Annotated in this window: 20 protein-coding genes; all 20 read right to left on the bottom strand. The window is 26.9% G+C overall.

The features are described 5' to 3' along the window. Positions 1-579 carry an IMPACT family protein gene (locus tag GM111_RS01480; RefSeq protein ID WP_156299119.1) on the bottom strand — a complete coding sequence of 193 codons (579 nt, stop codon included), beginning with the start codon at positions 577-579 and terminating at the stop codon, positions 1-3. After that, entirely contained in the window at positions 576-1295 is a 720-nt protein-coding gene (locus GM111_RS01475) for a zinc metalloprotease (RefSeq protein WP_156299118.1), read from the bottom strand. Before GM111_RS01475 ends, GM111_RS01480 begins: the two co-directional genes overlap by 4 nt. Next, entirely contained in the window at positions 1292-2194 is a 903-nt protein-coding gene (locus tag GM111_RS01470; protein ID WP_156299117.1) for a D-alanine--D-alanine ligase, read from the bottom strand. The genes GM111_RS01475 and GM111_RS01470 overlap by 4 nt, the downstream gene beginning before the upstream one ends. Continuing rightward, positions 2194-2694 (bottom strand): STAS domain-containing protein, encoded by a 501-nt coding sequence (locus GM111_RS01465; RefSeq protein WP_156299116.1) that lies wholly within the window; start codon positions 2692-2694, stop codon positions 2194-2196. The genes GM111_RS01470 and GM111_RS01465 overlap by 1 nt, the downstream gene beginning before the upstream one ends. Then, on the bottom strand, positions 2681-3604 hold the full coding sequence (locus tag GM111_RS01460) for an Hsp33 family molecular chaperone HslO (RefSeq protein WP_156299115.1): 924 nt from the start codon (positions 3602-3604) through the stop codon (positions 2681-2683). The genes GM111_RS01465 and GM111_RS01460 overlap by 14 nt, the downstream gene beginning before the upstream one ends. Next, complete coding sequence (locus GM111_RS01455) at positions 3605-4162, bottom strand: hypothetical protein (protein WP_156299114.1); 558 nt, start codon at positions 4160-4162, stop codon at positions 3605-3607. 54 nt (positions 4163-4216) lie between these two features. Next, a complete protein-coding gene (locus tag GM111_RS01450; protein ID WP_156299113.1) occupies positions 4217-6355 on the bottom strand; it encodes a BamA/OMP85 family outer membrane protein in 2139 nt (712 codons plus the stop codon). Between the two features lie 66 nt (positions 6356-6421). Further along, positions 6422-11425 (bottom strand): translocation/assembly module TamB domain-containing protein, encoded by a 5004-nt coding sequence (locus GM111_RS01445; protein ID WP_156299112.1) that lies wholly within the window; start codon positions 11423-11425, stop codon positions 6422-6424. Between the two features lie 13 nt (positions 11426-11438). Continuing rightward, positions 11439-12134: a 16S rRNA (guanine(527)-N(7))-methyltransferase RsmG gene (gene rsmG, locus GM111_RS01440; protein WP_156299111.1), complete on the bottom strand. Its 696-nt coding sequence runs from the start codon at positions 12132-12134 to the stop codon at positions 11439-11441. Beyond that, the gene (gene mrdA / locus GM111_RS01435) at positions 12134-14008 is read right to left on the bottom strand and encodes a penicillin-binding protein 2 (protein ID WP_156299110.1); all 1875 of its coding nucleotides are present in this window, start codon (positions 14006-14008) and stop codon (positions 12134-12136) included. Before mrdA ends, rsmG begins: the two co-directional genes overlap by 1 nt. A 5-nt stretch (positions 14009-14013) precedes the next feature. Then, on the bottom strand, positions 14014-14319 hold the full coding sequence (rsfS, locus tag GM111_RS01430; RefSeq protein ID WP_156299109.1) for a ribosome silencing factor: 306 nt from the start codon (positions 14317-14319) through the stop codon (positions 14014-14016). A gap of 8 nt (positions 14320-14327) precedes the next feature. Next, positions 14328-15311, bottom strand: a complete 984-nt coding sequence (locus tag GM111_RS01425; protein WP_156299108.1) for a LytR C-terminal domain-containing protein — start codon at positions 15309-15311, stop codon at positions 14328-14330. Between the two features lie 14 nt (positions 15312-15325). Further along, complete coding sequence (locus tag GM111_RS01420) at positions 15326-16027, bottom strand: RsmE family RNA methyltransferase (protein ID WP_156299107.1); 702 nt, start codon at positions 16025-16027, stop codon at positions 15326-15328. A gap of 1 nt (position 16028) precedes the next feature. Continuing rightward, entirely contained in the window at positions 16029-17003 is a 975-nt protein-coding gene (ruvB, locus tag GM111_RS01415; protein ID WP_156299133.1) for a Holliday junction branch migration DNA helicase RuvB, read from the bottom strand. A gap of 40 nt (positions 17004-17043) precedes the next feature. Beyond that, positions 17044-17601: a hypothetical protein gene (locus GM111_RS01410; protein ID WP_156299106.1), complete on the bottom strand. Its 558-nt coding sequence runs from the start codon at positions 17599-17601 to the stop codon at positions 17044-17046. A 16-nt stretch (positions 17602-17617) separates the two neighbouring features. Next, on the bottom strand, positions 17618-19624 hold the full coding sequence (glyS, locus tag GM111_RS01405; RefSeq protein ID WP_156299105.1) for a glycine--tRNA ligase subunit beta: 2007 nt from the start codon (positions 19622-19624) through the stop codon (positions 17618-17620). Next, entirely contained in the window at positions 19624-20505 is an 882-nt protein-coding gene (glyQ, locus tag GM111_RS01400) for a glycine--tRNA ligase subunit alpha (protein ID WP_067322790.1), read from the bottom strand. Before glyQ ends, glyS begins: the two co-directional genes overlap by 1 nt. A gap of 23 nt (positions 20506-20528) precedes the next feature. Then, entirely contained in the window at positions 20529-20990 is a 462-nt protein-coding gene (lspA, locus tag GM111_RS01395) for a signal peptidase II (protein WP_156299104.1), read from the bottom strand. A 1-nt stretch (position 20991) separates the two neighbouring features. Further along, positions 20992-23778 carry an isoleucine--tRNA ligase gene (gene ileS, locus GM111_RS01390; protein WP_156299103.1) on the bottom strand — a complete coding sequence of 929 codons (2787 nt, stop codon included), beginning with the start codon at positions 23776-23778 and terminating at the stop codon, positions 20992-20994. Positions 23779-23787: 9 nt separating this feature from the next. Next, a complete protein-coding gene (locus tag GM111_RS01385) occupies positions 23788-26091 on the bottom strand; it encodes a Tex family protein (protein WP_156299102.1) in 2304 nt (767 codons plus the stop codon). Between the last annotated feature and the right edge of the window lie 78 nt (positions 26092-26169).

The raw sequence follows: 26169 nt of genomic DNA, 5'->3' as shown, positions 1-26169 counted from the left end.
TCACATTTCTATTAAAATTATTCCTTGTATTTCTTTGATTTTTTCAAGTTCATTTTCTGAAACTTTAAGTTTCATCATAACTCTTTCGTTATATACTTTATCTAATACTTCCATATTATTCTTCTCTATTAAAGTTTCAACTTCAATAGATTTAGAATAGTCAAAGTCTAGTAGTATAATTTTTTTCACTATATATTCTACTATACCTGCCTCATTAATTGCAAGTTTTGCAGTTTTAGCATAGTTTCTAATTAAACCTCCAGCTCCTAGTTTTATACCGCCAAAATATCTTGTAGCTACTATCACTACATTAGATACATCTAGTCTTGTAATTATCTCTGCCATAGGTTTACCTGCTGTATTTACTGGTTCTCCATTATCATTAAATTTAAAATATTCCTGATTATTTTCCACTACCTTATATGCATAAACATTATGTGTAGCATCAAAATTTCTTTCACTTATCTTATTTACAAAATCTTCTGCTTCTTTTACTGTAGTTATAGGTTTAATGTAACCTATAAACCTAGATTTTTTTTCTATAAATTCTATTACTGTTTCTTTTTCTACAGTTTTCATTGTATTAACCTAAATAAATCAAAAATAATAGCAGAGAAAATATTAGTATTTAATATTATATATAATAAGATAATAAGGAAAACAGGGCTAAATCTATTCATATTATATAACATAATTCTTAAATCATCATCAGCATATGAATAAACTATATCAAACATATCAAATCCAGGTAATGGTAATAGGTTGAATAATAGTATAGATGCTGCTACTAAATATGTTGTTCTAAATAATATAATTAAATTAGCATAAATGTTTAATGTCCATTGATTAGTAATATATGGAATAAATAAGTAATTAAACTTAAATAAAACTCCAGTTACTATCATTACTAGGACTGTAGAGAAAAGTGAAGCAAGTCCAACTTTTAACATCCCTTTTCTTTGATCTTTAAATAATCTATATTTTATTTCTAAATTTTTACCTTGGCCAAATATTATAGGTGATCTAAACAATATTAATGCTCCTATTATTACTAAATCAAGAAGACTAATATGATCTATAGGATTAAATCCCATCTTTCCTTCAAACATCATAGTCACATCACCTGCTTTAAAAGCACTTCTTGCTTTAAAAGCTTTTCTTACAGTATTAACTATAATAAAAGCTATAAAAAATTGTATTCTTTCATCTATTTTAAAATAAACTATAGATGCAAGGTAAGCAATACTTAATAATACAAATATTATTAAATTTGTTTTATCTCTTTTTATTCTCATTGTTTCATTGACTCCTGTATCAATAAATCTAAAGTTTCTGAATATGAATATCCCATATGTAATGTAGATTTAGGTAATAATGAATTTTGAGTCATACCAGGTAAAGTATTAACTTCTAAGAAATATGCCTTATTATCAACGATAATATAGTCTATTCTTGCAAATCCTTTACACTTAACTGCCTTGTATGCTTTTTCTGTAAAGTCATTTATTTCTTTTTGTAATTCATCTTCAAAGAAATGTACATATTCTTTTGCTCCACCATTTTCATATTTAGATGTATAATCAAAGAAAGTATCTTTTAAAGGTTCTATTAATAAAGTAGGGTATACTTTTCCAGATATTATAGGAACTGAAATCTCTACTCCTGATTTCATTTCTTCTATAACTACTTCTTCTTCACCTAATTTAAATATTTCACTTAATCCATATTCTAGTTCTTCTTGATTAGTTGCAAAATATATACCTATACTTGAACCACCTCTATTAGGTTTAAGTATTACTTTTTCTCCTAAATTTAATTCAGAAAATTTAGTATTATCTTCTTTTCTAACACATATTCCATCTATTACTCTAACTCCAGCATTTTTGACTAGAACTTTAGTAACATCTTTATCCATACATACAGCACTAGAAAGTATTCCACTACCAGAATATTTTATTCCAGCAGTTTCAAGTACAGCCTGTACATCTCCACTTTCACCAAATTCACCATGTAATGCTATATATGCAAAATCTAAATTTAAATCTACTACTTTAAATATATCTTTTTTTTCTATTATTTCTATTTCAACAACTTCATATTTATTTTTATCTAAATTATTTATTATTTGTCTTCCTGTATTTATTGAAACTTCTCTTTCAGTAGAAACTCCTCCATAAATTACACCTATTCTCATTATTCAATCACCTTTTTCATTGCATCGACTACAGGTTTAAATACTTTTTCATTCTCTTCATTTAATCCCATTAATACTTCATGCATTTCTAAAATATATTTAGATTTTTCATTCATATTTGAAAAATCTGTTCCAGATATTTCTTTAGCATTAATATCTATATCTTCTTTTGTTATTACTTCTACAAACTTAACTATACCTGTTTGTTTTAAAAACATATATGCTTCTTCGCTAGGATTTAATATTACTAAACTCTTACCTTTAGACATTTTAATATCTATAGCATATTTGGCAACTAAACCTAGAAATGTTGAATCCATATATATTGTTTCAGACATTTCAAAAGAAATACCTTCAGCATCTTTCATTTTTTCATCTACAAAATCTGAAAATATTTTAGAATTCTTCATAGTTGCTTTACCACATATTTTAAAAATATATTCTTTATTTATCTCTGTAAATAAGAAAGTATCCATAATATCACCCTTACATTTCTTCAAATCTATATTTTTCTCCACAAAAACTACATTCTATTTCTATAAATCCATCTTCTTTTATAATTTCATCTATATCATTTTTAGATAATGAAATCTTTAATGCTCTATGCATGTAATCTCTATTACAATCACATTCATATTTTATTTCATCCTTACTTAATATTTCTATATTTTCTATCATAGGTAATTTATCATAAGGTAAACCTTTATATAGACTTTCATTTGCAAATATTTCTTCATCATTTTCAAAAATTAAGTGAGCAATTCTTTCTAAACTAAAATTATTTTTTAACATATCTGTTACATTTAATAATCTCTCTAGTTTATTTGCTAACCAATATAGTACATTTTCATCTCCATCAGGTAATAATTGTATCATTAATCCTGATGCTTTTTCAACATTTAGATTTTCATCATATTTAGTAGAACAAATTAAAATAGTTTTAGTTTGCTCTGATTTTTCATAATATTCATTTAAGGATAATTCTAATAAGTTTTCTTTAACTAAAAATACTGATGAATATGGATTTTTTAATCCATAATCTACCATTACTTGTAATTTAGCTCCTGTAAGATCATATAATCTTTTTATTTCTTCTTGATTGTTAGTATTTATTGCATTTAATAATTCTATGTGTTTTTCTTCATCTATATCTACTTTTATTGCAATATTTGAATTAATAGTAGATTTAGCTATGAAGCTTTTAAGTGCCCCTTCACCTTTTAATGAAAGTGACATTTTAGTATTACCTGATTTAATATTTTGAGCAAGTATTGCACCCATAGTAGTTAATTTAGAAACATCTTTTGAATAAAGCATATCAAGATTTGTTCTCTTGATTACTTCTTTTACTAAATCTGTACTATCCATTATCATAAATTTAACACTTTTGCTTATTCCTCTTAATAACATTTATTCTCCTTGTTGTATACTGAAATTTATATCATTTAAAGTCGTAAAGTATCTACCAAGTAAATCATCAATATTTTCTTTTCTTAACAGTATTTTTCTGTCTCTACCCTCATTTACCATTAAAAATTGACTTATTACAATACGCTTAGATATATTCTTTGAAGTCATTAACTCTACAAATACATCTTTAATATTTACATTACTTTCACCTAAGAAAGTCTTTTTAAATATTTGCTTATATGCTAATTCAAATGTTTTTTCAACATCTATATTAGATATCTTTACATTAACAACCTCTGTTCCATCTTCTCTTTTTGTTTTGTTTTGTACTTCATATTCTAGATTATGAAAAAGAGCATCAAAAAACACTACTTGAGACTCATTTTTAAAATTTAAGTCTAAGCTATCTATTATTTCTGGATTATTTAAATATTTTTTTGTCTCTTCCATATTAAATTCTTTGAAATCTTTCATAAATTGCTCAACTACTACTTCACTTCTTGAAGTACAAGATATTGTAACTAAAAACACACATAAAAATACTAAAAACTTTTTCATTTTATCCTCACTTTTTAAATAACAAAGTGGACTAGTGATACTAGTCCATTTTATCTAGAATGTTTGTCCAAATCCAAAATTAAATTTACCTTTAGATTTATTTGTTCCTGGTTTTCTTTCTAAATCCCATGCATAGTCAAGTCTAACTACACCTATAGGAGTATTTACTCTTGCCCCTAGCCCTATATTATTCATGAATTTAAGTTTACCTGTATTTGGATTAACCGCATTTTGAGCTATACCTGCATCATAGAATATTACTGCTTGTAAATAATCATTGATGTATGTTCTATTTTCTGCTGTAAATGTTACTGCATATTGGTTGCCTGCTATTGGAGTTTGTAATCCTCTTAATGTAATTCCATCTCCTACAGTAGTTAATTGTCCTGACGGAGTATTAGCATGTGAATAGCTTCCAAGTAATCTATATGCCATAGAGTTTTTATCTTTATACACTGGATGATATGCTCTTAAATCAGCTGATGTAGTAAAGTAAGCTCTTGGTTTTTGAGTAACATAAGCTCCATTTTCTTGTTTAAATGAGTAAGTACCATTTTGTCCTTTCTCAAGAACTAATGATTTATCTCTAACTATGTATCCACCTTCTATGAATAAGTCAGCATATAGACCTTTCTTAGGAGTGTTTCTATCATCTCTACTATCGTAGATTAAGTCTGCACCTAATGCAAGTAATGTATAATCTTGATATACTCTAGTATTTACATTGCTTCCTTTATTTTTAGAATATACATTTAATAATCTTGGTGAAACTGTTAAGTAAAGATCTTTAGTTAATCCTTTACCTATTTGTCCGTTGATACCAAATACAAATTGTTTATCTGTAGGTTGTATTAGGTTTTTATCAATAATTTGTTGTTCTTGACCTTTTTGATATCCTTCTAAGTCTCTTGGTTTAACTGATGTTTTCTTGAAGTATACTGAACCTCCTGCAAGTAATCTATCAGTTCCTTTTATCCATGGATCTTTAAAGTTGAATGAGAAGTTATAGTTTCCTTTTACCCCAGCTTCTCCAACTAGTGAGAATGTTTGTTCGCTTCCTAAGAAGTTTGTATCTTCTAATTTTAATGATCCTGATAAACTATCTTCAGTTGAATAAGAGATATTAGCACTTATTCCTGTTGTAGGTCTTTCAGTAGCTATAATTTTTAAAGTTAAATCTTCAGGATTTTCAGAATCTTTAATTATTTCATGTGAAAGTGATGCAAATAATCCTGTTCTAAATAACTCTCTTAAAGTAACTTCAAGAGCTTGTTGATTTAAAATTTCACCTTTTTTAACATAAGTATTTCTTTCAAAGATATGAGGTTGAGTTTTTAATGCATAATCTTTTTCACTAATTCTTTCATTTTCTTTTGCACTACCTTTTTTCTCATAAACTACATCTTTAATTTTACCTTCAAGTAATTCTATAGTAACATCTCCATCGTTAGTTACTGTTACATCTTTAAATCCTACCCATAAGAATCCATTTTCAGAATAAGCTCTAATTATTGGAGATTCTTCTAATGTTAGTAATCTTCCATTTAATACTTCTCCTACTTTTAATCCTGAAATTTCTTTTAATTGTTCTTCACTTAAAATGCTTGAACCTTTAATGTTAACAGATTTAATTACTGGATTTTCTAAAACATTTACTTCAACATCTATTACTTTTTCATCAGCAGTTCTATATACTTTGATTTCTGTTGCTCCAAAATATCCAGATGATAAAATTAGATTTTCTAATAATTTAGCATCATATGGAGTGAAGTATTCACCTTTTTTAAGTCCTGTTTTATCAATTAATGGTTGAATGTTTTGCTCAGTACCTTTAACTGTAATTTGTCCTATTTTAAATTCTGTTTTTTTCTTTAATTCTTCAATTTCTTTCATGTTTTGAAGTATTTTATCAGCATTTGGAACTTCATCAACAACTATTTTTAAATTAACATTTTCTCCTTCTTCTGTTGGATAAACGTTAACGTTTTGTATGAATCCTGTTCTTACTAATGCTAAATAAATATCGCTTAATTGTTTATTTGTATATTCTGTACCTTCTTTAACTGGTAATAACTCTCTTACCATTTCTTCAGGTAAATTTTTTAAATTGCTAATTTCTATATTATTAATTTTTGGTGCTGCCATTAAAACTGTACCAAGAGATAATAACGAAATTAATATTTTATTTTTCATAGAGTGTCCTCCTATTTTTTTATCAATTTATACATACGTAATTATATCATAATTTTATATTTTTTTCTACTTATTCATATTTACATCAACTTCTTTTTCTATTTTTTCTTTATTCTGAAGTACTTGTCTTTTCTTAAATAAAGTAGATAAATCATCAACAATATCCACAAATGTTCCATATCTATTATCATATTGTAACCCTGTATAGAACGTTGCATTTCCTGTCTTACTTGTAGAAACATCTATAGGACTCTTAATACCTGCTGTAGTAGATATTCCTTTTTTCAAGAAGTAATTTAACCATAGATTATATTTAAGTTTATTCTTAATACTATCTATTTTTAAATCAAATGGAACTGTAAGTTCAGCATTCCAATAAAGATTACTAATATCAAAGAATTGGTCATTGATATAGAAAGTTGTAGTCGTATTGTTTATTATATCAGTAAATTCTAAACTATTTTTAGCATCAAAGTTAGCTTTAATCTTAAAATCATTAATTCCTAAAGTTGAACTTACTTTATTCGTAAATGCTGAGAATAATAAGTTATTTAAAGCTGATGAGAATGCTTTACCAACTATATTAGAAGCTTTAATCTTTTCAATATCTATTACTCCACCTTCTTCATCAAAAGCAATAATTCCTAATATTTCATTAGTATCTTTCCCTTGCTCTGAACTAAGTTCAATAACTTTATTATTAAGTGTTCCTGTTATTTTAACTTGTATATTATCTCCACCAACATTAGTATATGCTTTAAAGTCTATACTAGGATCTAAGCTTCCTGGGAACTTAACAACAGCTTCTTCAACTTTAAATTTATGCCCATTTAATACAAATTCTCCTTTGTTTACACTTAAATCAGAGTATACTGATAAATTAGATCTATCAAATGCAACTCTAGCATTTCCAAAAGCACTTCCTTTAATGTCTTTAACTACCCCTGCTACTGATGGAATATTGATATTAATATCTTTTTCAGTTTCAAGTGACACATCTAAGATGTGTTGATTAATTACATTTTTTATTATTTGATTCTTAAGTTCTGTGAAGTAGTCATTAACATTAGTTAACTTAGTCTTAGAGCTTTGTGTATTGTTATTAATAAATGGAGCTATATTTACAATATTTCCATCGTTTAATATTACATTACCAAATATCTTATTATTTTCTATCTTAACATCACTTGTAACTCTTAAATTATTTCCTGCATATTTAAGATTTACATTATCCATCTTAGTATTTACTTCTATAGGTCCCATCTTAAGTTTCTTAGATGTTACGAAATCATCAGCAATTTCTGGTAAATCTAACTTACCTAAAATACTGAAGTTTCCACCATTTGCATTACCACTTAAACCATTTAATGTAATAGTCTTATTCTTAAGATCTATATCTGCATTTATTCTATTTAAGTTAGCAATATCATCTGTAGTTTTAAGTGAGAAATTATCTATATTAATATTACCTTGTACTAAATTTTTCTTCAAGTATAGATTTAAATTAGCTATACCGCTAGACTCTTTAATTTTATCACTAATTTCTAAGAATTTTAAGTTAAAATCATTAGCTAATAGATTGAAATTATAGTCATTTAATGGATATGAAGCATATCCATCTAATAGGAATGGATTATTTTCATATTCTAAGTATGCCTCAGAAATATTTATACCTTTATCATTTCCTTGCACATCTAAATTAACATCTGTTACTTTTAAATTATTTAATGCTAAATTATCACTCTTAACATTTAAAGATCCAAATGTTTCTGCTTGATTATGTCTTAGTATTAAATCAAGGATTAATTTACCTTTATATGTTTCAGGATTTAATATAGTTATCTTTTCTAAATCTATTTCTTTATTATTTATGTTATAGTCTATATTTAAGTTAGCTAGATCAAAACTATCATTAAACTTAAATACTTCTTTGTTATTACCGTCTTTTATTTCAAAACTGTTAATATCTAATATACCTGTCTTAGTTACATTAAATATATCTGTATTTTTATGATTTAAATCTAAATATATCTTAGGTATTTTGTATTCTTTATAGCTTAAATTATCTATATCTAATCTACCTGTAATATCTGTATTTTCAAATGTTCCCTTAAGATTTAGATTAGAATTTACATTAAGTTTTAAATCATTAATATCTATTAGCTCTTGAATATTATCTTCTTTAAGAGCTACATTAATATCATAGTTTTTCTCTCTAATATCATAATATCCACTTATGTTATAGTCTCTAACTTTCATCTCATTTAAGTTAACTTTGTTATTTACTATATTACCATTCATTACAAAATCAGATATTTGCTTTTTATTTAATAATACCGGTGATTTTTCAACAGAAATATTACCATTTAAATCATCTATAGGCCCATTAACATTAAAGTTTAAGTTATTAACTAATAAATCTATATCAGGTCCAAAAGTTGAGTAGATATTATATGCATTTAAGTTAGATTTTAAATCAACCTCTCTACTATTTAGGTTATATGTACCTTTAACTTTAAGTTTATCATTACCAAATTCTTCAACTTCTATATCTTCTTTTCTAATTTTAACTTTAGATTTAACATCTAAGAATCTTTGATATTTAATCCATAATTCATCCATATTTAAATCTAAATCCATATCAAATTCTTTTAGATTATTAATCTTACCATCTAAAACTAGGTTTTCATATTCAGCTATATATCCACCATAAGGACTTGTAATATGAATATCCCCTGTTAAATTATCAAAACCTCCATTAACTTTAGTAGTAAAGTCAAGTGGCATAGTTTCTTCTATATCTTTATTGACATATCCTAAACCTTTTCCAATTTCTAATATATCAACCTTTTCTCCTGTTATGTTATATGAATGTAAGAAATCTTTTGTAGTATTTCCAGATATAGATAACTTACCATCTTTTATACTAACTATAGAATTTACTTTATATCCATTTTTACCAATATTTACATTAGCATGTACATTATCAAATATACTTCCATCACCATTAACACCTAAGTCTATATCTCCTGATGTTACAGTTCTTGCTTTAAAATCATATATTACATTTTTAAGTTTAGGTTTTATACCTAATTTATTCTCTTTATATTTAATATTAATTGGATTATTTACATCTAATGATAACATCAGAGCATTTTTAAGATTTTTAGCTAATATATTGGCTATGAAATTTTGTCTTTGTCCCTCTACATCATCTAGATTTTTTATTCCTAATTTTTTCATATATGCTATTAAATCAAAATTATGTCCATGCAAAGTATATGCATGATTTAATGCTTTACAACTATGACTGTTAATACTTACATTACCTTCATCAGTTCTTGCATTAGCATTAATATTATATACACCATTTTTAACATCTAATTTTACATCTAAATCATTAAAATATTTTCTATCATTAGATTTTGCAAATACATCTGCATTTCCACCCACAAAATCTTTTTTCTCAAGTGAATAAGTTAGATTATTTACATTTGCTTTAATATCAAGGTCATTACCTTTATATTTAACATTAATTGATGCTTTAGCCTTAGTTGATACCTTTACTTGCTCATTTTTATTATCATATGCAAGTTTTCCTGATATATTATTCTCATTAAAGTTAACCACTACATCTTTGTTTTCCTTAACTTCAACATCCCCATTTATTTTATTCAGGTTAATAAATTTACTTCTATTTTGTATATCAAATTTACCTTTACCTGTAATATTTTTTACATTTAAATCAAAATCTGCATTTATTAATTCATCAAGTTCTATCTCATCATCTATTTTTTTGCTTAAATTTAAATTTTTAGCATCAATATTTATTATATTCTTTTCTTTTAATTTAAAGTTTAAATCTACATTAGTAAAATCACTACCAAAAGCATTTAAGTATTTAGTTTTAACCTTACCATCAAATTTTTCAATATCAAATTCTTTATCTTTTAAAGCTATTTCTAAATCTATATCTCCAAATACTTTATCTGATTTACCATCTATATTCATTTTTTCTATTAATGAATATTTCTTTAAAGTAGAATAATATACATCATCTACTTTTGCTTTTACATTTAGCTTATTATTATCTACATTAAATTTAATACCCAAATCAAGATTTCCATCATCTACTTTTGCATTTCCATTAAGATCTATATCATATTTATTAAATCTTACAGTACTATTTGCATTTCTAATTATATCTTTATAGTCTGAATATTTAACATCAGCTTCTTTAATATCTAATTTTCCATAAAATTCAAGTTTTTTATCATCATTTTCAGCTATTTCAAGTAAACCATTAACCTTTCCTTTTTGTACTGAAACAATATTTTCTATAGGCACATATTGGAAAAGGTCTTTAGTCACATCAACATTTCTAAAGTCAAAATTGAACTTTATTTTTTCTTTCTTTTGTTCTTCATAAGCTTTATTAGAGAATAAATCAAAAACATTTTTATCTTGATTTGAATCTAGTTTAATATTTATTTTTATTTGTTCTCCATCTTTAATGTTATTTCCATCAGTAGTACCTACTGCTTCTAAATCAAGTGATGTTTGTAAGCTATTAATTAAATACCCGTCTACATCCTTAATTATTTTTTCTATAGGTCTACTAAAAGTATTATCTCTAAATGTAAGTGTAACATCTTTGAATACAAGATTATTAATTGAAGATAATCTTCTATAATCTGTTTTCTTTTGTTCTGGTAAAATATTTTCAAGATTTATCTTATTATCATTTCTTTCAAGTAATACTTTACCCCTAATTAATTCTACGTCTGATATTCTAGTAGGTGTAAATAGGTTAATTTTAGCTTTTGCTAAATCAACTGCTATTACTTCTATACCATCTTGAGTTTGAAGTCTTAAATCTTTTATTTCAACTTCAGATAAACCATTTAATTTTAAGTCTGAATAATCTACTTTTATTTTAAATACATTATTTAATAAGGATTTTAAATGTGACTCAAACATATCTGTATTAACATAACTTTTTGCACCAACTACAAGTAAAGATAGTGGTAACATTACAGATAAACTTCTTTTTAATCCTTTGTAATTCATAGTTCAGACCTCCTTATAACGGTTTTTTACTTGGTACTCCTACTGCTCTTGGATATTCCAGGCTTGTTTTGTTATTCTTCTTTATTTCAAGTATGATTCTCTCATCTTGACATAATGGCAAATTAAATTTATGTATTTGTTCTATAGTTGAGTTTAAAACTTTAAGAGCATTACTAGATTCTTCTACTTCATTTAAATTAAGTTTTTGAGGTAGGAATCTTCCACCACTTTTAACAAATGGTATCATATATTCAAGTATTATTCTTAAGTTTGCAACACCTCTACAAAGTGCCGTATCAAATTTTTCTCTATATTTCTTAACTATCTCTTCAGCTCTTTCACTACTAGTTTTAACATTCTTAAGATTTAAAGCTTCTATAACCTCAACTAAGAATGCAACTTTTTTCTTTACTGAATCAACAAGTAAGAAATTTTTTTCTGGATAATATATAGCAAGAACAAGTCCTGGAAATCCAGCACCTGTTCCTAAGTCTATTAATTTCTTTTCATCTTCTTTTATTACTTTAGTAAGTAATAGGGCATCTATAAAATGCTTTTCTATCATATCCTTTTCATCTCTTATAGCTGTAAGATTCATCACCTTATTTTTTTCTATAAGCATTTCAAGATATATCATTAATTTATCAAGTATATCATCAGACATTGGTATATCTGATAATTTTAAGAGATTAATAAAATGTTCTTTCATTAATTTACTCCTTTTAATTCATAATATTTAGAAATGAATTCGTAAACTCTTCCTCCTGCTTCTACTGCTCCATATCCTCCTTGCTCAACAAGAGCAACAAAGGCTATTTGAGGATTATCACTAGGGAAATATCCTGCCATCCATGAGTGATGGGCTTCATTCCTATTTTGTGCTGTTCCTGTTTTTGCAGAAACTGGCACTGGAAGTGAGTTTAAAGCTTTTGCAGTACCTTCTGTAACTGTCATTCTTAAAGCTTTTTGCATATTCTTAATATTTTCATCTTTAATATTTAATTTTCTTAAAACTTCTGTTTCTTTAGTTTCTTTTATTCCATCTGCTGTTTCAAAATAGTCAACAAAAGTAGGTTTAACCATTACTCCATCATTAGCAACTGCTTGATACATCATCAATACTTGCATTGGAGTCATAAGCATATATCCTTGTCCTATAGACATATTGATTAAATCTCCAGGTAACCATTTTTGATCTATGGCAGATTTAAATTTTTTCTTCTTCCATTCTGGTGTAGGTAATACTCCAGCAACTTCACCTGGAAGATCAACTTCTGTTAATTCTCCTATACCAAAATCTTTTGCTACTTCAAAATATTTATCTCTATTAATTCTTAATATATTTTGGTAATAATATGTATTTACTGATTCAGCTATAGCTTTAAAGAAATTAGTCACTCCATGTCCACTTCTATTTGAATCTCTAAATGTTACTTTACCATATGTAAATTCTCCGTTTGAATACATAGTATCATATGGTGAAATTCCATTTTCTATAATTGCTAATCCACTTGCAATTTTTGCTGTAGATCCTGGCGGGAATAATCCTGCTATACCTCTATTTAATAAAGGTCTCTTAGGTGAATTTAACAAATTATCCCAATCAGTTTTACTTATTCTTGAGCTTAATACATTTAAATCCACTTCAGGATAACTAACATATGTTAGTACCTTACCAGTTTTTACGTCAATTGCTATAAATGTACCTATTTTACCTTTAAAATTATCAGTCATATATTGTTGTAAATCATAATCTATTGAAAGATAAATATTTTTCCCTGGTACTGCTTTTTCTTCATCTAGTTTATTAAGTACATTACCTCTTGCATCTACTTCAACAAATTCTTTACCAGAACTTCCTTTAAGTTCCACATTATATGTTTTTTCTATTCCATCTTTACCTACAAGGTCATCTTTTTCAAAACCTTTATCTTTTAGTTCTTCATACTCTTTTTCACTAATAAGCTTAACATTTCCTATCACATGAGATGCTATCTCATGTTTATGATAATATCTCTTATCATATTCTAAAATATCTATACGTGGATTAGTTATTTTTTCAACACCTACAAGAGCACTTTCTGAATCTAAATCTTCATCTATAATAATTACTTTATCAAATCCTATAGGAAGCACTTTATAGAATTTGTTTATAATATCATCGTATTCTATATTAGTTAATTTCATCATATCTAAACTATCTAAATATATTTCTTCTAGTTTAGCCTTTGACTTCTTACCTAAATTAGAAAACATTTGTTCTCTTTCAGCATCTGTTTTTCCATATACTTTTTTAAGTAATTCAGCCTCATCCTGAGAGATATTTTGGCTTTCCTTATGTATTAGATGATAACCTGTAGTATTACTTACTAGAAGTTCTCCATCCTTATCATAAATTTTTCCTCTAACAGGCTTAATAGTATTTGTTCTTAAACTGTTTCTAGCTGCTCTATTTTGATAAAGATTACTATTTGTTATCTGTAAGTTATATAGTCTTAAAACTAATCCCAAAAATATTAGAAATACTATGAATAGAAAAGCTGAAGCTCTTTTACTCTTATCCTCTATATCTAATATTCTCATTATTTTTAAACACTTTCATAAAATTCGTCTAATTTGTAATAATTTCTAGCATCTCTTGTAAATACGCTTACAAGTACATCTCCACCATCAATTAATACCCAGTTTGCTTCTTCTTGTCCTTCTATACCTTTAACTACTGGCATAGCTTTCTTTAATTCTTGAACTATAGCATCAACGTTTCTAGTTGATGATCCTGTACAAAGTATAGAGTAATCAAAGAAAGGTGATTTTCCTCTTAAATCATAAACTTTAATATCTAGTCCTTTTTTATCTTCTATTGCATCTATTACTACTTTTACTATGTCTTCCATATTTCTCCTTATTTAGTTGTTATTATTAATTTTCCACTTATGCTTGCATTTTCTTTTAATGTTGCATTAGGTAATAATCCTAATACTTTTTTAGCTATAAATACATCTTCTGGATTATACATGATAATAGTTTCATCTTTAATATCTTCATTATTGTATTTAGCTTCAGTTTTAGTTGTTACAGTATATCCTGTTAACATATTTTCTACATCTTTTAATCCACCTTTAGATAAGATTTCTATAGCATAGTTAACATTTGCATCATTACCTGTAATTAATACTACATCTTGATCTGCTTTTAAATCTGGATTGTTTTGCACTTTAATATATTTAATATTTAAAGTATTTACTAATTTATCTAATTCTTCAGGACTTAATTTATGGTTAATTACATAAGTTAAGTTTTCTGATTTACCATAATTTTCAGATAAAGCTTCTACTCCTAAAGTTGCTTTTAAGCTCTCTCCTAATCTTCTTGCATAACCATCTATACCATTAGCATTTAATATGGCTAATTTTTTACCAGTTAAATTAACTTCTTTAACTTCAGCTTTATTTTCTTCTTTTTTCTCTTCATCTTTAGTTTCATCTTTAGCAATTAAAAGATCTGGATTTTTGCTTGATAAATCTTTTGATAATGCTATTGCATCTATTATTTTCTTTTCTCCTAAAGATAATAACGGCATTTCAGAAAAGCTCTTTGGAGCTTCTCCTTCTTGTATTCCATTAAATCCATGTGGGAAGTATTTCTTTAAATCAACTAAGAAATCATCTTCTTCATTACTAAAGAATGAGCCTTTGAAGTAATCTCCAACTTTTTTGTCTTTTGTAATATATGTATCTTCAGTTAATTTAATAACTGTATCGTTATAGTGTAAGTAATATGTATTATCTACTCTTACTATTTTATTTCCTTCTATTTCTGTCATTGTTTTAGTTCCACAAGAAACTAATGCTAATAATATTAAAAATATTGTTAAATTCTTTTTCATATTTACCTTCCTTTTTACTCTTTTATATTTATTATACTTCCTGCAAGGACTATAGCTGCAGTCTCTGCTCTAAGTATTCTTTTACCTAAACTAATTTCAATAGCACCACGAGATTTTAAAAATTCCACTTCTTCAAGTGCAAACCCACCTTCAGGTCCTATTATTAATAGTATGTTTTCATCTTCCTTCTTAATTACATCTTTTAAATTAAGTGAAGATTCACTACTTTCATATCCATATATAATTTTATCATAGTTTTCATATTTTATTCTTTCAATTTCATTAAGTATTTCTACGTTAGTTTTTTTTATAGCTCTACATTGTTTCATGCTTTCTCTAACTACTAAATCCCATTTTTCCTTCTTTTCATTGATTTTAACAACTACTCTTTCTGTCTTTAATGGAATAATGTTTCTAATACCTAATTCTGTTAATTTTTGTATTAATAGCTTCATTTTTTCATTCTTAAGTAATCCTATAGCTAAATCTAAGTTAAAAGGTAAAGAATAAATATCTTCTTTTTTATAAGATATACTAATTAATATATTTTTTTTATTAATTTCCTTTATTATTCCTTTATACTCATATTCAAAATCTATAACTCTTACTTCATCATTTTCTTTTAATCTAAATACATTTTTAATATGATTTATTTCAGTTACTTCAGATATCTCTACAATATCTCCCATAACTTTATCTGCTATTACTGTTAACATACTACCTCTTTTCAAGTCCCATATGGCTATAGGCTAAATCTGTTACTTCCCTACCTCTAAGACTTACTTTTAGTAATCCAAGCTGTATTAAATATGGTTCATATACTTCTTCTATGGTCTTTCTATCTTCGCCTAAATGAGTTGCTAGAGTTTCTACTCCTACTGGTCCTCCACCATAGTTTACTATTATTGCTCTAAGTAGACTTCTATCCATCTCATCAAGACCTCTTTCATCTACTTTAAGTATTCTAATTACTTCTCTCATTATTTCATCGTTTATAATACCATTACCATTTACAGTAGCATAATCTCTAGATCTTTTTAATACTCTATTTGCTAGTCTTGGTGTTCCTCTACTTCTTAAAGCTATATCTCTTAAAGAATTTTCTACACATTCAACTCCTAAAATACTTGCAGATCTTGAAATTATTTTCATTAATTCTTCTGTAGTGTAGAAATTCATTCTATGTTGTATTCCAAATCTATCTTTAAATGGTTTTGAAAGCTTTCCTGCCATAGTAGTAGCTCCTATTAAAGTAAATCTTTTAAGTTCTACCCTATAACTAGTAGCACCATGCCCTTTCCCAAGCATTATATCTACTTTAAAATCTTCCATAGCTGAATAAAGTATTTCTTCTATATTAGTACTTAATCTATGTATTTCGTCTATGAATAGGACATCTCCATCTTCTAGTGTAGTAAGTATAGATACTAAATCTCCAGCTTTTTCTAAAACTGGTCCAGATGTAATTTTAATATTAGTCCCCATTTCATTAGCAATTACAGTAGCCATAGTAGTTTTACCTAAACCTGGAGGCCCAAATAAAAGAATGTGATCTAATGCCTCCTGTCTAATTTTAGCTGCTTTTATTGAGATACTTAGAGTCTCTTTCAAATCTTCTTGACCTATATAGTCTTTAAATAGCTGTGGTCTTAAAGAATTTATCTCATTACTTATTTCATAATCTTCTAACATTTCGTTTAAATCAACAAATCTATTTTCCACAATAACCTCCCTACTCTAATTCAAACTCAATAACATTATTATATACTTCTGCATTTTTGTCATTATTTACAAATTCACCTTTTACTAATTCACCATACATATTGATCTTATCATTAGCAAAATCAACTAAATCTTTTTTGAAATTATTAAGCTTATTTAAGTCATTATTACCATCAAAGAATAGGGCTCCCATAGAAGTACTATCCATAGTTAAATCTAAAATATTCTTATCTATTTTAACTGATAATTCATTAGATAAATCTTTCTTAATAATGTCCTTTAAATTCTTTACATCAAAATCAAAATTCTTAGTAACTTTAAACGGATTTTCTATATCAAACTCTTCGTTACTTGCAGAGTCTATAACATTGTTATTGGGTTCATTTCCTTCAGAAATCAATTCAGAAGTATTAATATATGGAGAATAATCTTCAACATCAATATCTTCTAAATGATTAATGTATTTTTTTACTATTTCTTCATCTTCAAATATATTTATTTCTTTTTTAAGTTCAATTGGAGAAGAAACTACTCCAATTAAAGCTATAAGCATAAGCAATTTTTTCATTTCTCCTCCTTAAACTTTATACTTGTATTAGTTTATTTACTTTACTTAAAACTTCATTTATTAAGGCTATTCTATTATTTTTTACAGCCTCTTCTTTAACATTAATTATTACTTTTTCAAAGAAGTTATTAATTACATCTTTTTTATCAAGTAGCATATCTATATCTTTAAACTCTCCACTTAAATTTTGAGATAATAAATATAGGGATTTTTCTTCTTCATTTTCAAATAAAGAAGTATCTACTGATGAACTTACTTCTTTAGAAATATTTTTTAATCTCTTAATTAGGTTAATTAATATTTCAAAGTTTTCACCTTTTTCAAGTCCTGCAAGTGTAGTTAATCTTTCTTTTAAATCCATAATTGATGTAACATTATTAATTTGATAAGAAATTAAGTTCTTACTAAAGTCTGTTGCTAATATACCTTCTAGTCTTTGTTTAACAAATTCTAAAATATTTTCTTTAGCATTTTCATTTAATATTTTCTTGTCACTTCCAAATATTTCTAGAGCTTTGTTTACTAATTCTACATAATCAATATTTAATCCTTTATTGAATGCTGTTAATAGTAATCCATTAGTAGCACGTCTTAAAGCATATGGATCTTTAGAACTTGTAGGTATTAAGTTTACAGAGAAAGCTCCAACTAAAGTATCTAATTTATCTGCTATAGAAGCTATAGTTCCTTCTATAGTTTCAGGCAAGATATCTCCTTGGAATCTAGGTAAGTAGTGTTCAAAAATACCCTTAGCAACTTCTGCTTTTTCTCCTTCTTTTTCAGCATAAACTGAACCCATAAATCCTTGTAGTTTAGTAAATTCTTTTTCATTAATTACATTACTTACAAGATCTGCTTTAGATAAGAATATAGTTCTTAAGATATCTTCAGCATTTCCTAAATTTAATTTTTCAATTAAATATTTAGCAATCTTTTGACTTCTTTCCATTTTTTCAAATATAGTTCCCATATCTTTTTGGAACGTTACGTTTTTAAGTTTTTCTACGTTATCTGCAAGTTTAACTTTTAAATCTTCATCAAAGAAGAATTTAGCATCTGCAAGTCTTGGTTCTATAACTTTTTCATTTCCTTTTTTAACTAGTTCTGAATATTCAGGAGCATTTCTAACAAGTACAAATTTGTTAGTTAATTTACCATCTGAACTCTTAACTGGGAAATATCTTTGGTGTGTTTCCATAGTTATAGTAATGATGTCTTCAGGTAATTCTAAATAATCTTTATTAAATTCACCTTTAATTGCATAAGGATATTCAACAAGGTTTACTACTTCATCTAAAAGATATTTATTAATTATTACTTTATCTCCATCATTTTCACAGTTATTTTTAACACTTTCAAGTATCATTTCACGTCTTTTAACTGGATCTACTACTACAAATTCTTTTAATAATGCTTTTTCATAATTTCTACTATCAGAAATTAATACTTCTTGACTTCCAAATAGTCTCATTCCTCTTGAAACATTACCTGCATGTATTCCTTCAAAAGAGAAATCTACTACTTTATCATCTAAAGTTGCAACTATCCATTTAATAGGTCTTGCAAATCTAAATGTTCTATCACTCCATTTCATAGTTTTATCAAAATCAAGTGATTTAATAGCATTTTCCATTAATTCTGGTAATACTTTTATAGTTTCTACACCTTTTAGGTTTTTCTCAACATAAATGTATTCACCTTTATCTGTTTTTTCTATTTTTAAATCTTCTTCAGTTAAATTTTGAGAATTTAAAAATCCAAGTGCAGCTTTAGTTAATACTCCATCTTTATATGCTACTGTTGTAGATGGACCAGTTTTCTTTTCATAAAAGTCTTTTTGCATATCAGCAATATTTTCAAAATATATTGCCATTCTTCTTGGAGAATTAAATTTCTTTTCTCCAGAAAATTCTATTCTTGCTTCAGTTAATTCTTTTTTGAATATTTCTAGTAAATCATCACTAGCTTTATCAACATATCTTGAAGGTAGTTCTTCAACTCCTATTTCAAATAGAAATCTCATTATTTATCTCCCCCTTTTTTTAAAAGTGGATGTCCTAACTCTTCACGAGTTTTAACAAATATTTCAGCACATTTTTTAGCTAAATCTCTAACTCTTAAAATGTATGACATTCTTTCTGTAGTAGAAATAGCTCCTCTTGCATCAAGATTATTAAATGTATGTGAACATTTTAATACATAGTCATATGCAGGTAGTACTAATTTATGGTTAATACAGTTATTAGCTTCTTTTTCATACATATCAAATAGAGTAAAGTTCATAGCTGAATCACTTACTTCAAAACTATATTTACTCATTTCATATTCGTATTGGAATCTTCTTTCACCATATTTAACACCTTTAGTCCACTCTAAATCATAAACATTTTCTTTATTTTGTAAGTATAGGGCTATTCTTTCAAGTCCATAAGTAATTTCAGATGGAGTAATATCTACTTCTATTCCTCCTACTTGTTGGAAGTAAGTAAATTGTGTAATTTCCATACCATCTAACCATACTTCCCAACCAAGTCCCCAAGCTCCTAGAGTTGGAGATTCCCAGTTATCCTCAACAAATCTTATATCATGATTTTTAACATCTATACCTAAAGCTTCTAAACTCTTTAAGTAAAGTTCCTGTATATTATCTGGTGATGGTTTCATTATTACTTGAAACTGATGATGTTGATACACTCTATTTGGATTTTGTCCATATCTTCCATCTTTAGGTCTTCTTGATGGTTCAACATAAGCAACATTCCATGGTTCTGGTCCAAGTGACATTAAGAAAGTGTCTGGATTAAATGTTCCAGCTCCAGTTTCTACGTCATATGGGTTACTTATTATACAACCTTGTTCACTCCAATATTTTTGTAGTGTTAGTATTATATCCTGAAAATACATCGTATTTTCCCCTTTCTTTATACTTATTTTTCTTTTCTAAATATATATATTAATACAAGTATATATATTCCTATGTGTATATATACATCGGCAACGTTAAATATGAATTGCCAGATTCCTCTGAAGTCTATCATATCTATAACAAAACCTCTAAAGAATCTGTCAAACATATTTCCTGTTGCTCCTGCTGCAATAAATATTATTGCAATTTTTTTTATTAAATCTGCTTTTAAAAAGTTTTTCCATTCAGTATATAGGATGTATGTAATTAATATAGAACTGATTATAGTAAAGACTATAATATGTCCTTGGAAAAGCCCAAATACTCCACCATGGTTTTCTATATATGTAAATTTAAAGAAATCTCCTAATACTGGTATAGAATAACCAATTTGTCCATTTGACACTACATACATAACTTGTTTAGTAAGTTGATCTCCAAATACTAAAGCTACATACAGTAAAGTCAGCAAAATATATTGCATATTATTGTCCTTTCAACATTCTTAATACTTTAGCATCTCTTAATGTTACATCTGGGAATTCTGGATCTTGTCCAACTTCTTCTGAATATTTCCAACATCTTTCACATTTTTTACCTAAAGCTCTAACAACTTTAACTTCAAATCCTTCTAAATCAGTTTTTTCTAATTCTTCTGTATTTGTAAATTCAACTTGTGATACTAAGAATATATCTGAGATATCCCAGTTAGAATATTCTTTAATGAATTCATATTTATCATTAGTTACTTTTATTAATACTCTAGCATCTAGTGATAATCCTATAGATCCATTTTGTCTTTCTTTTTCTATTTTCTTATTAACTTCTTTTCTAAGTTCTCCTAAGATTTGCCATTTTTTAGCAAGTTCTTCATTTAAGTGTTCAGGTTTCGCTTGAACCCATGTCGCTAAGTGTACGCTTTCTTCTTTTCCTTCATATTCAAGTCTTTCCCAGATTTCTTCTGCAGTAAATGATAATACTGGAGATATTACTCTTACTAATACATCTAAGATATCTACAAGTACTGTTTGAGCTGATCTTCTTTCTACTGAATCTTTATATTCACAGTATAATCTATCTTTGATTATATCAAGATAGAATGAAGACATTTCTACTGAACAGAAATATAGGATTTCTTGGAATAATGAATAGAATTCATAATTATCATAATGTTTAGTAACTTTAGCTTTTAATTCTTCTAATTTGTGCATAGCCCATTTATCTATTTCAAACATATCTTCATAAGCTACTCTGTTTTTTCTATCAAAATCATTTATGTTACCTAATAAGTATCTTGCAGTATTTCTTATTTTTCTGTATGAATCTGCCATTTGTTGTATTATATTATCAGATATTCTAACATCTTCTCTATAATCAACACTTGAAACCCATAATCTTAAGATATCTGCTCCGTGTACATCTATAATATCTTTTGGAGTTATTGTATTTCCTAAAGATTTAGACATTTTTCTTCCTTGACCATCCATAACAAATCCATGTGTTAATAATTTTTTGTATGGTGCATCAAATGTAGAGGCTACTGAAGTAAGTAATGATGATTGGAACCATCCTCTATGTTGGTCAGATCCTTCTAAGTATAAGTCTACTGGTCTTATGTTATATCCTCTAGGTCTTAAAACCGCTCTATGAGTAACTCCTGAATCAAACCAAACATCAAGTATAGATTTTTCTTTTCTTAACTCAACATCTTTTAAGTTATGTTTAACAAGTAATTCTTCTCCTATGATTTCTTCAGCAGAATATTTCCACCAAATATCAGTTCCTTCTTTTTCTACTAAGTCTATTACTCTAGACATTATTTCTGATTCATATATTACTTCATTAGTTTTTGCATTATAGAATATTGGTATTGGTACTCCCCATACTCTTTGTCTAGATATAGTCCAGTCAGGTCTATTTTCCATCATAGAAGTAATTCTATTTCTTCCCCATGAAGGTACAAATTCAACTTCTTTTAATCTGTCTAATGCATTTTCTCTAACTTCTCCATCAACTTTTATGAACCATTGTTCTGTTGCTCTAAATATTACTGGTTTTTTACTTCTCCAGTCATGTGGATATGAGTGAACTAATTTTTTATGTCCTAATAAATATCCTTTTTCTTCAAGATCTGCCATTATTGCACTATTAGCTTTTTTGTAGAATAATCCTTCATAACCTGGTGCTTCATGTGTCATGTGACCTTTATTATCAACTGGTGATAAGATTCCTATTCCATATTTTTGTGCTACGTTATAGTCATCAGCCCCGTGCCCTGGTGCAGTATGTACACATCCTGTACCTGCATCTTCAGTAACGTGATCTCCTAATATTAACATAGATTCTCTTCCATATAGTGGGTGAGTATATGTTAATCTTTCAAAATCTTTACCAGGTATTTCTTTAACTAATTCAAAGCTTAAGTTCATTTCTCCGAACGCTCTTTCAGCTAAAGTTTTATTTAATATTAAATTACCTTTTTCAGTTTTGTAAACTCCATATGTAAATTCTTCATTTAAAGATATAGCTAAGTTTGCAGGTATAGTCCATGGAGTTGTTGTCCATATTACCATAGATGCATCTTCTACACCTAATTTTTCATTAGATTCAAGAGTTAAGCTCATCTTAACATATATTGAATCTGATTCTACATCTTTATATTCTATTTCAGCTTCAGCTAAAGCTGTTTCTGTAGTTGGTGACCAATAAACTGGTTTTAACCCTTTATATACATATCCATTTTCATATATATCTCTAAACACTCTTAATTGTTCTGCTTCAAAATCTTTATTTAAAGTTATGTATGGATTATCCCAATCTCCTAAGATTCCCATTCTAACGAAATCTTTCTTTTGATTTTCTACAGATTTTAATGCATATTTTTTACAAGCATTTCTTAATTCTAAAGGGGACATTTCTTTAGCTTTTTCACCTAAATCTTGTATCATTTTCCATTCTATAGGTAATCCATGTGTATCCCAACCTGGTATATATGGTGCATTAAATCCTTGTAATCTCTTATATTTTAAAATTATATCTTTAAGCACTTTGTTTATTGCGTGCCCTATATGTAAATCACCATTAGCATATGGTGGTCCATCATGTAAGAAAAATATTGGTTTTTCATTGTCTAATGATTTTTCATATATCTTATTTTTTCCCCAATCTCTTATAGTTAAAGGTTCTTTTTGTGCAAGATTCGCTTTCATTTTAAAGCTTGTTTTAGGTAAATTAAGCGTTCCTGCATAATCTACTTTATTTTCTTCTGACATATTTTCCTCCTATTTTTTTATTTTCCATCCTTTATTTATCAATTGTTGTTCTAATTTCTTTCTTTGAATGTCTTCTTTATTTACTTTATTTTGTTGTTTTTTCTTGTTATCTTTACTATTTTTATTTGGTTTAACATAATTTGGATCTCTTCTTGTTAAAGCAACTCTTCCTCTTTGCATATCTACATCAAGTACTCTTACTTTAATAATTTGACCTATAGATAATACTTTAGTTGGATCATCTATAAATGAATCTGAAAGTTCTGAAATATGTATCATAGCATCATTTTTTAATCCTATATCAACAAATGCTCCAAATTTAGTAACATTTCTAACAGTACCTTCAAGTTCCATACCTGCTTTTAAATCTTCAATAGATAATACATCTTCTCTTAAAAGTGGTTTGTCAAAATCATCTCTTGGATCACGTCTATCTTTAATTAAAGCTTCATAAACATCTTTAGTTGTTTTATCAAGTCCTGTTTTTTCAATAATTTTTTGTAAGTTTATTGCTTTTAATTTTTCTCTTACTGCTTCTAAGTCAGTTTTTAATTCACTTACATTTGAATCTGAACTTAACAAGATTTCTTCTGCAATGTGATAAGACTCTGGGTGAATTATTGTATTATCTAAAGGATTTTCTCCATTAGGTATTACAACGAAACCTGCAAGTTGTTCAAATGCTTTAGCCCCTAAACCTTTAACTTTTAAGATTTCTTTTCTATTTTTAAAGTCTCCATTTTCTTTTCTATATTCAACTATATTTTTAGCGATATTTTTCTTAATCCCTGAAACAAATCCTAATAATTCAGCACTTGCAGTATTAATATTTACTCCAACTCTGTTAACTATTTTTTCTATAGTTTGTTCTAATTCTTCATTTAATTTCTTTTGATTTACATCATGTTGATACATTCCAACACCTATAGATTTAGGATCTATTTTAACAAGTTCAGCAAGTGGATCTTGTAATCTTCTTGAAATAGAAATAGTTCCTCTTACAGTAACATCTAATTCTGGGAATTCTTCAGCAGCTACTTTTGATGCTGAATATACTGAAGCTCCTGCTTCATTTACTATGATGTATGAAACTTTCTTCTCTTTATATTCTTTTAATAGAGCTGCAACGAAACTTTCTGTTTCACGGCTTGCAGTACCATTTCCTATAGCTACTATATCTACATCATATTTTTTCAAGTATTTTAATATTTTAGTTTTTGCAGTTTCTAATTGTTTTTCATTATGCATTTCTTTAACTAAGTAAACTACATCACTTTCTTTAAAGAATCCATCTTTATCGATTATTGCAAGTTTTGCCCCTGTTCTATATCCAGGATCTAATCCTAGTATAGTTTTTTTGTTTAAAGGTGGTTGTAATAGTAAACCTTCTAAGTTAGTAGCAAAATTTTCTATTGCTTCTATCTCAGCTTTTTCAGTTAAGATATTTCTTAACTCATTTTCTATAGATGGATACATTAATCTATCTACAGAATCATTAATTATATTTACAAAGAACTCTTTTAAATTCTTATTTTCATAATTTGTTGTGTATAAGTGATGAATTAAGTTTTCTCTTGTTGCTTCATCAATTTCTAAAGTAACTTTTAAGATTTTTTCATTTTCTCCACGATTTATAGCTAATATTCTATGTGTTACTATCTTTGAATAAGCTTCAGAGAAGTTATAGTAATCTTTATATACTTGTTTTTCATCTAAATCTTTATTTTTTTCAATTAATTTTGAAACAACTAATGATTTTTCAGCTACTAATTTTCTTAAAAATTCTCTATTAGCAATTTCTTCTGATAATTTTTGTGCATGTATTAAATGCACACCTTCTAACGCTGCATCAATATCTGCAACATTTTCATTAATATATTTGTTTGCTTCTTCTCTTAAAGCATCCATAGTTACTTTTTCTTCTTTTGCAAAAATAGCTAAAGGCTCTAAACCATTTTCTATTGCAATATCAGCTTTAGTTTTTTTCTTTTTCTTATATGGCATATATAAGTCTTCTACTCTTTGTAAAACCATAGCCTCATTAATAGATTTTTCAAGTTCTGGTGTTAGTGCACCTTGTTCTTCAATTAATCTTATTACTTCCTCTTTTCTCTTTTCTAAATTTCTGTAATAAGTAATTTTTTCTACTAGATCTCTAATTTGTTCTTCATCTAGATTTCCAGTTACTTCTTTTCTATATCTAGATATAAAGGGAATAGTTGCCCCATCATCATATAGTTTCATAGTTTCTTCAGTCTGTTTTAAGCTTATATTTAGCTCTTTAGAAACATATTCAAATATTTTACTTTCCATTTTTGCCTCCAGTTTTTTCCTATCATATTATTTTATCATATTTTGTCGCAAATTTCTAGATAAAATCATACATCTTAA

This window comes from Streptobacillus canis, assembly GCF_009733925.1.
Taxonomy (GTDB): domain Bacteria; phylum Fusobacteriota; class Fusobacteriia; order Fusobacteriales; family Leptotrichiaceae; genus Streptobacillus; species Streptobacillus canis.
This window is presented reverse-complemented; position numbering and strand designations above follow the sequence as displayed.

Excerpts from the sequence above, each read along its gene's own strand:
- GM111_RS01480 (WP_156299119.1), bottom strand. The coding sequence starts at position 579 with ATGAAAACTGTAGAAAAAGAAACAGTAATAGAATTTATAGAAAAAAAA.
- GM111_RS01475 (WP_156299118.1), bottom strand. The coding sequence starts at position 1,295 with ATGAGAATAAAAAGAGATAAAACAAATTTAATAATATTTGTATTATTA.
- GM111_RS01470 (WP_156299117.1), bottom strand. The coding sequence starts at position 2,194 with ATGAGAATAGGTGTAATTTATGGAGGAGTTTCTACTGAAAGAGAAGTT.
- GM111_RS01460 (WP_156299115.1), bottom strand. The coding sequence starts at position 3,604 with ATGTTATTAAGAGGAATAAGCAAAAGTGTTAAATTTATGATAATGGAT.
- GM111_RS01455 (WP_156299114.1), bottom strand. The coding sequence starts at position 4,162 with ATGAAAAAGTTTTTAGTATTTTTATGTGTGTTTTTAGTTACAATATCT.
- GM111_RS01450 (WP_156299113.1), bottom strand. The coding sequence starts at position 6,355 with ATGAAAAATAAAATATTAATTTCGTTATTATCTCTTGGTACAGTTTTA.
- GM111_RS01445 (WP_156299112.1), bottom strand. The coding sequence starts at position 11,425 with ATGAATTACAAAGGATTAAAAAGAAGTTTATCTGTAATGTTACCACTA.
- rsmG (WP_156299111.1), bottom strand. The coding sequence starts at position 12,134 with ATGAAAGAACATTTTATTAATCTCTTAAAATTATCAGATATACCAATG.
- mrdA (WP_156299110.1), bottom strand. The coding sequence starts at position 14,008 with ATGAGAATATTAGATATAGAGGATAAGAGTAAAAGAGCTTCAGCTTTT.
- rsfS (WP_156299109.1), bottom strand. The coding sequence starts at position 14,319 with ATGGAAGACATAGTAAAAGTAGTAATAGATGCAATAGAAGATAAAAAA.
- GM111_RS01425 (WP_156299108.1), bottom strand. The coding sequence starts at position 15,311 with ATGAAAAAGAATTTAACAATATTTTTAATATTATTAGCATTAGTTTCT.
- GM111_RS01420 (WP_156299107.1), bottom strand. The coding sequence starts at position 16,027 with ATGTTAACAGTAATAGCAGATAAAGTTATGGGAGATATTGTAGAGATA.
- ruvB (WP_156299133.1), bottom strand. The coding sequence starts at position 17,003 with ATGTTAGAAGATTATGAAATAAGTAATGAGATAAATTCTTTAAGACCA.
- GM111_RS01410 (WP_156299106.1), bottom strand. The coding sequence starts at position 17,601 with ATGAAAAAATTGCTTATGCTTATAGCTTTAATTGGAGTAGTTTCTTCT.
- glyS (WP_156299105.1), bottom strand. The coding sequence starts at position 19,624 with ATGAGATTTCTATTTGAAATAGGAGTTGAAGAACTACCTTCAAGATAT.
- glyQ (WP_067322790.1), bottom strand. The coding sequence starts at position 20,505 with ATGTATTTTCAGGATATAATACTAACACTACAAAAATATTGGAGTGAA.
- lspA (WP_156299104.1), bottom strand. The coding sequence starts at position 20,990 with ATGCAATATATTTTGCTGACTTTACTGTATGTAGCTTTAGTATTTGGA.
- ileS (WP_156299103.1), bottom strand. The coding sequence starts at position 23,778 with ATGTCAGAAGAAAATAAAGTAGATTATGCAGGAACGCTTAATTTACCT.
- GM111_RS01385 (WP_156299102.1), bottom strand. The coding sequence starts at position 26,091 with ATGGAAAGTAAAATATTTGAATATGTTTCTAAAGAGCTAAATATAAGC.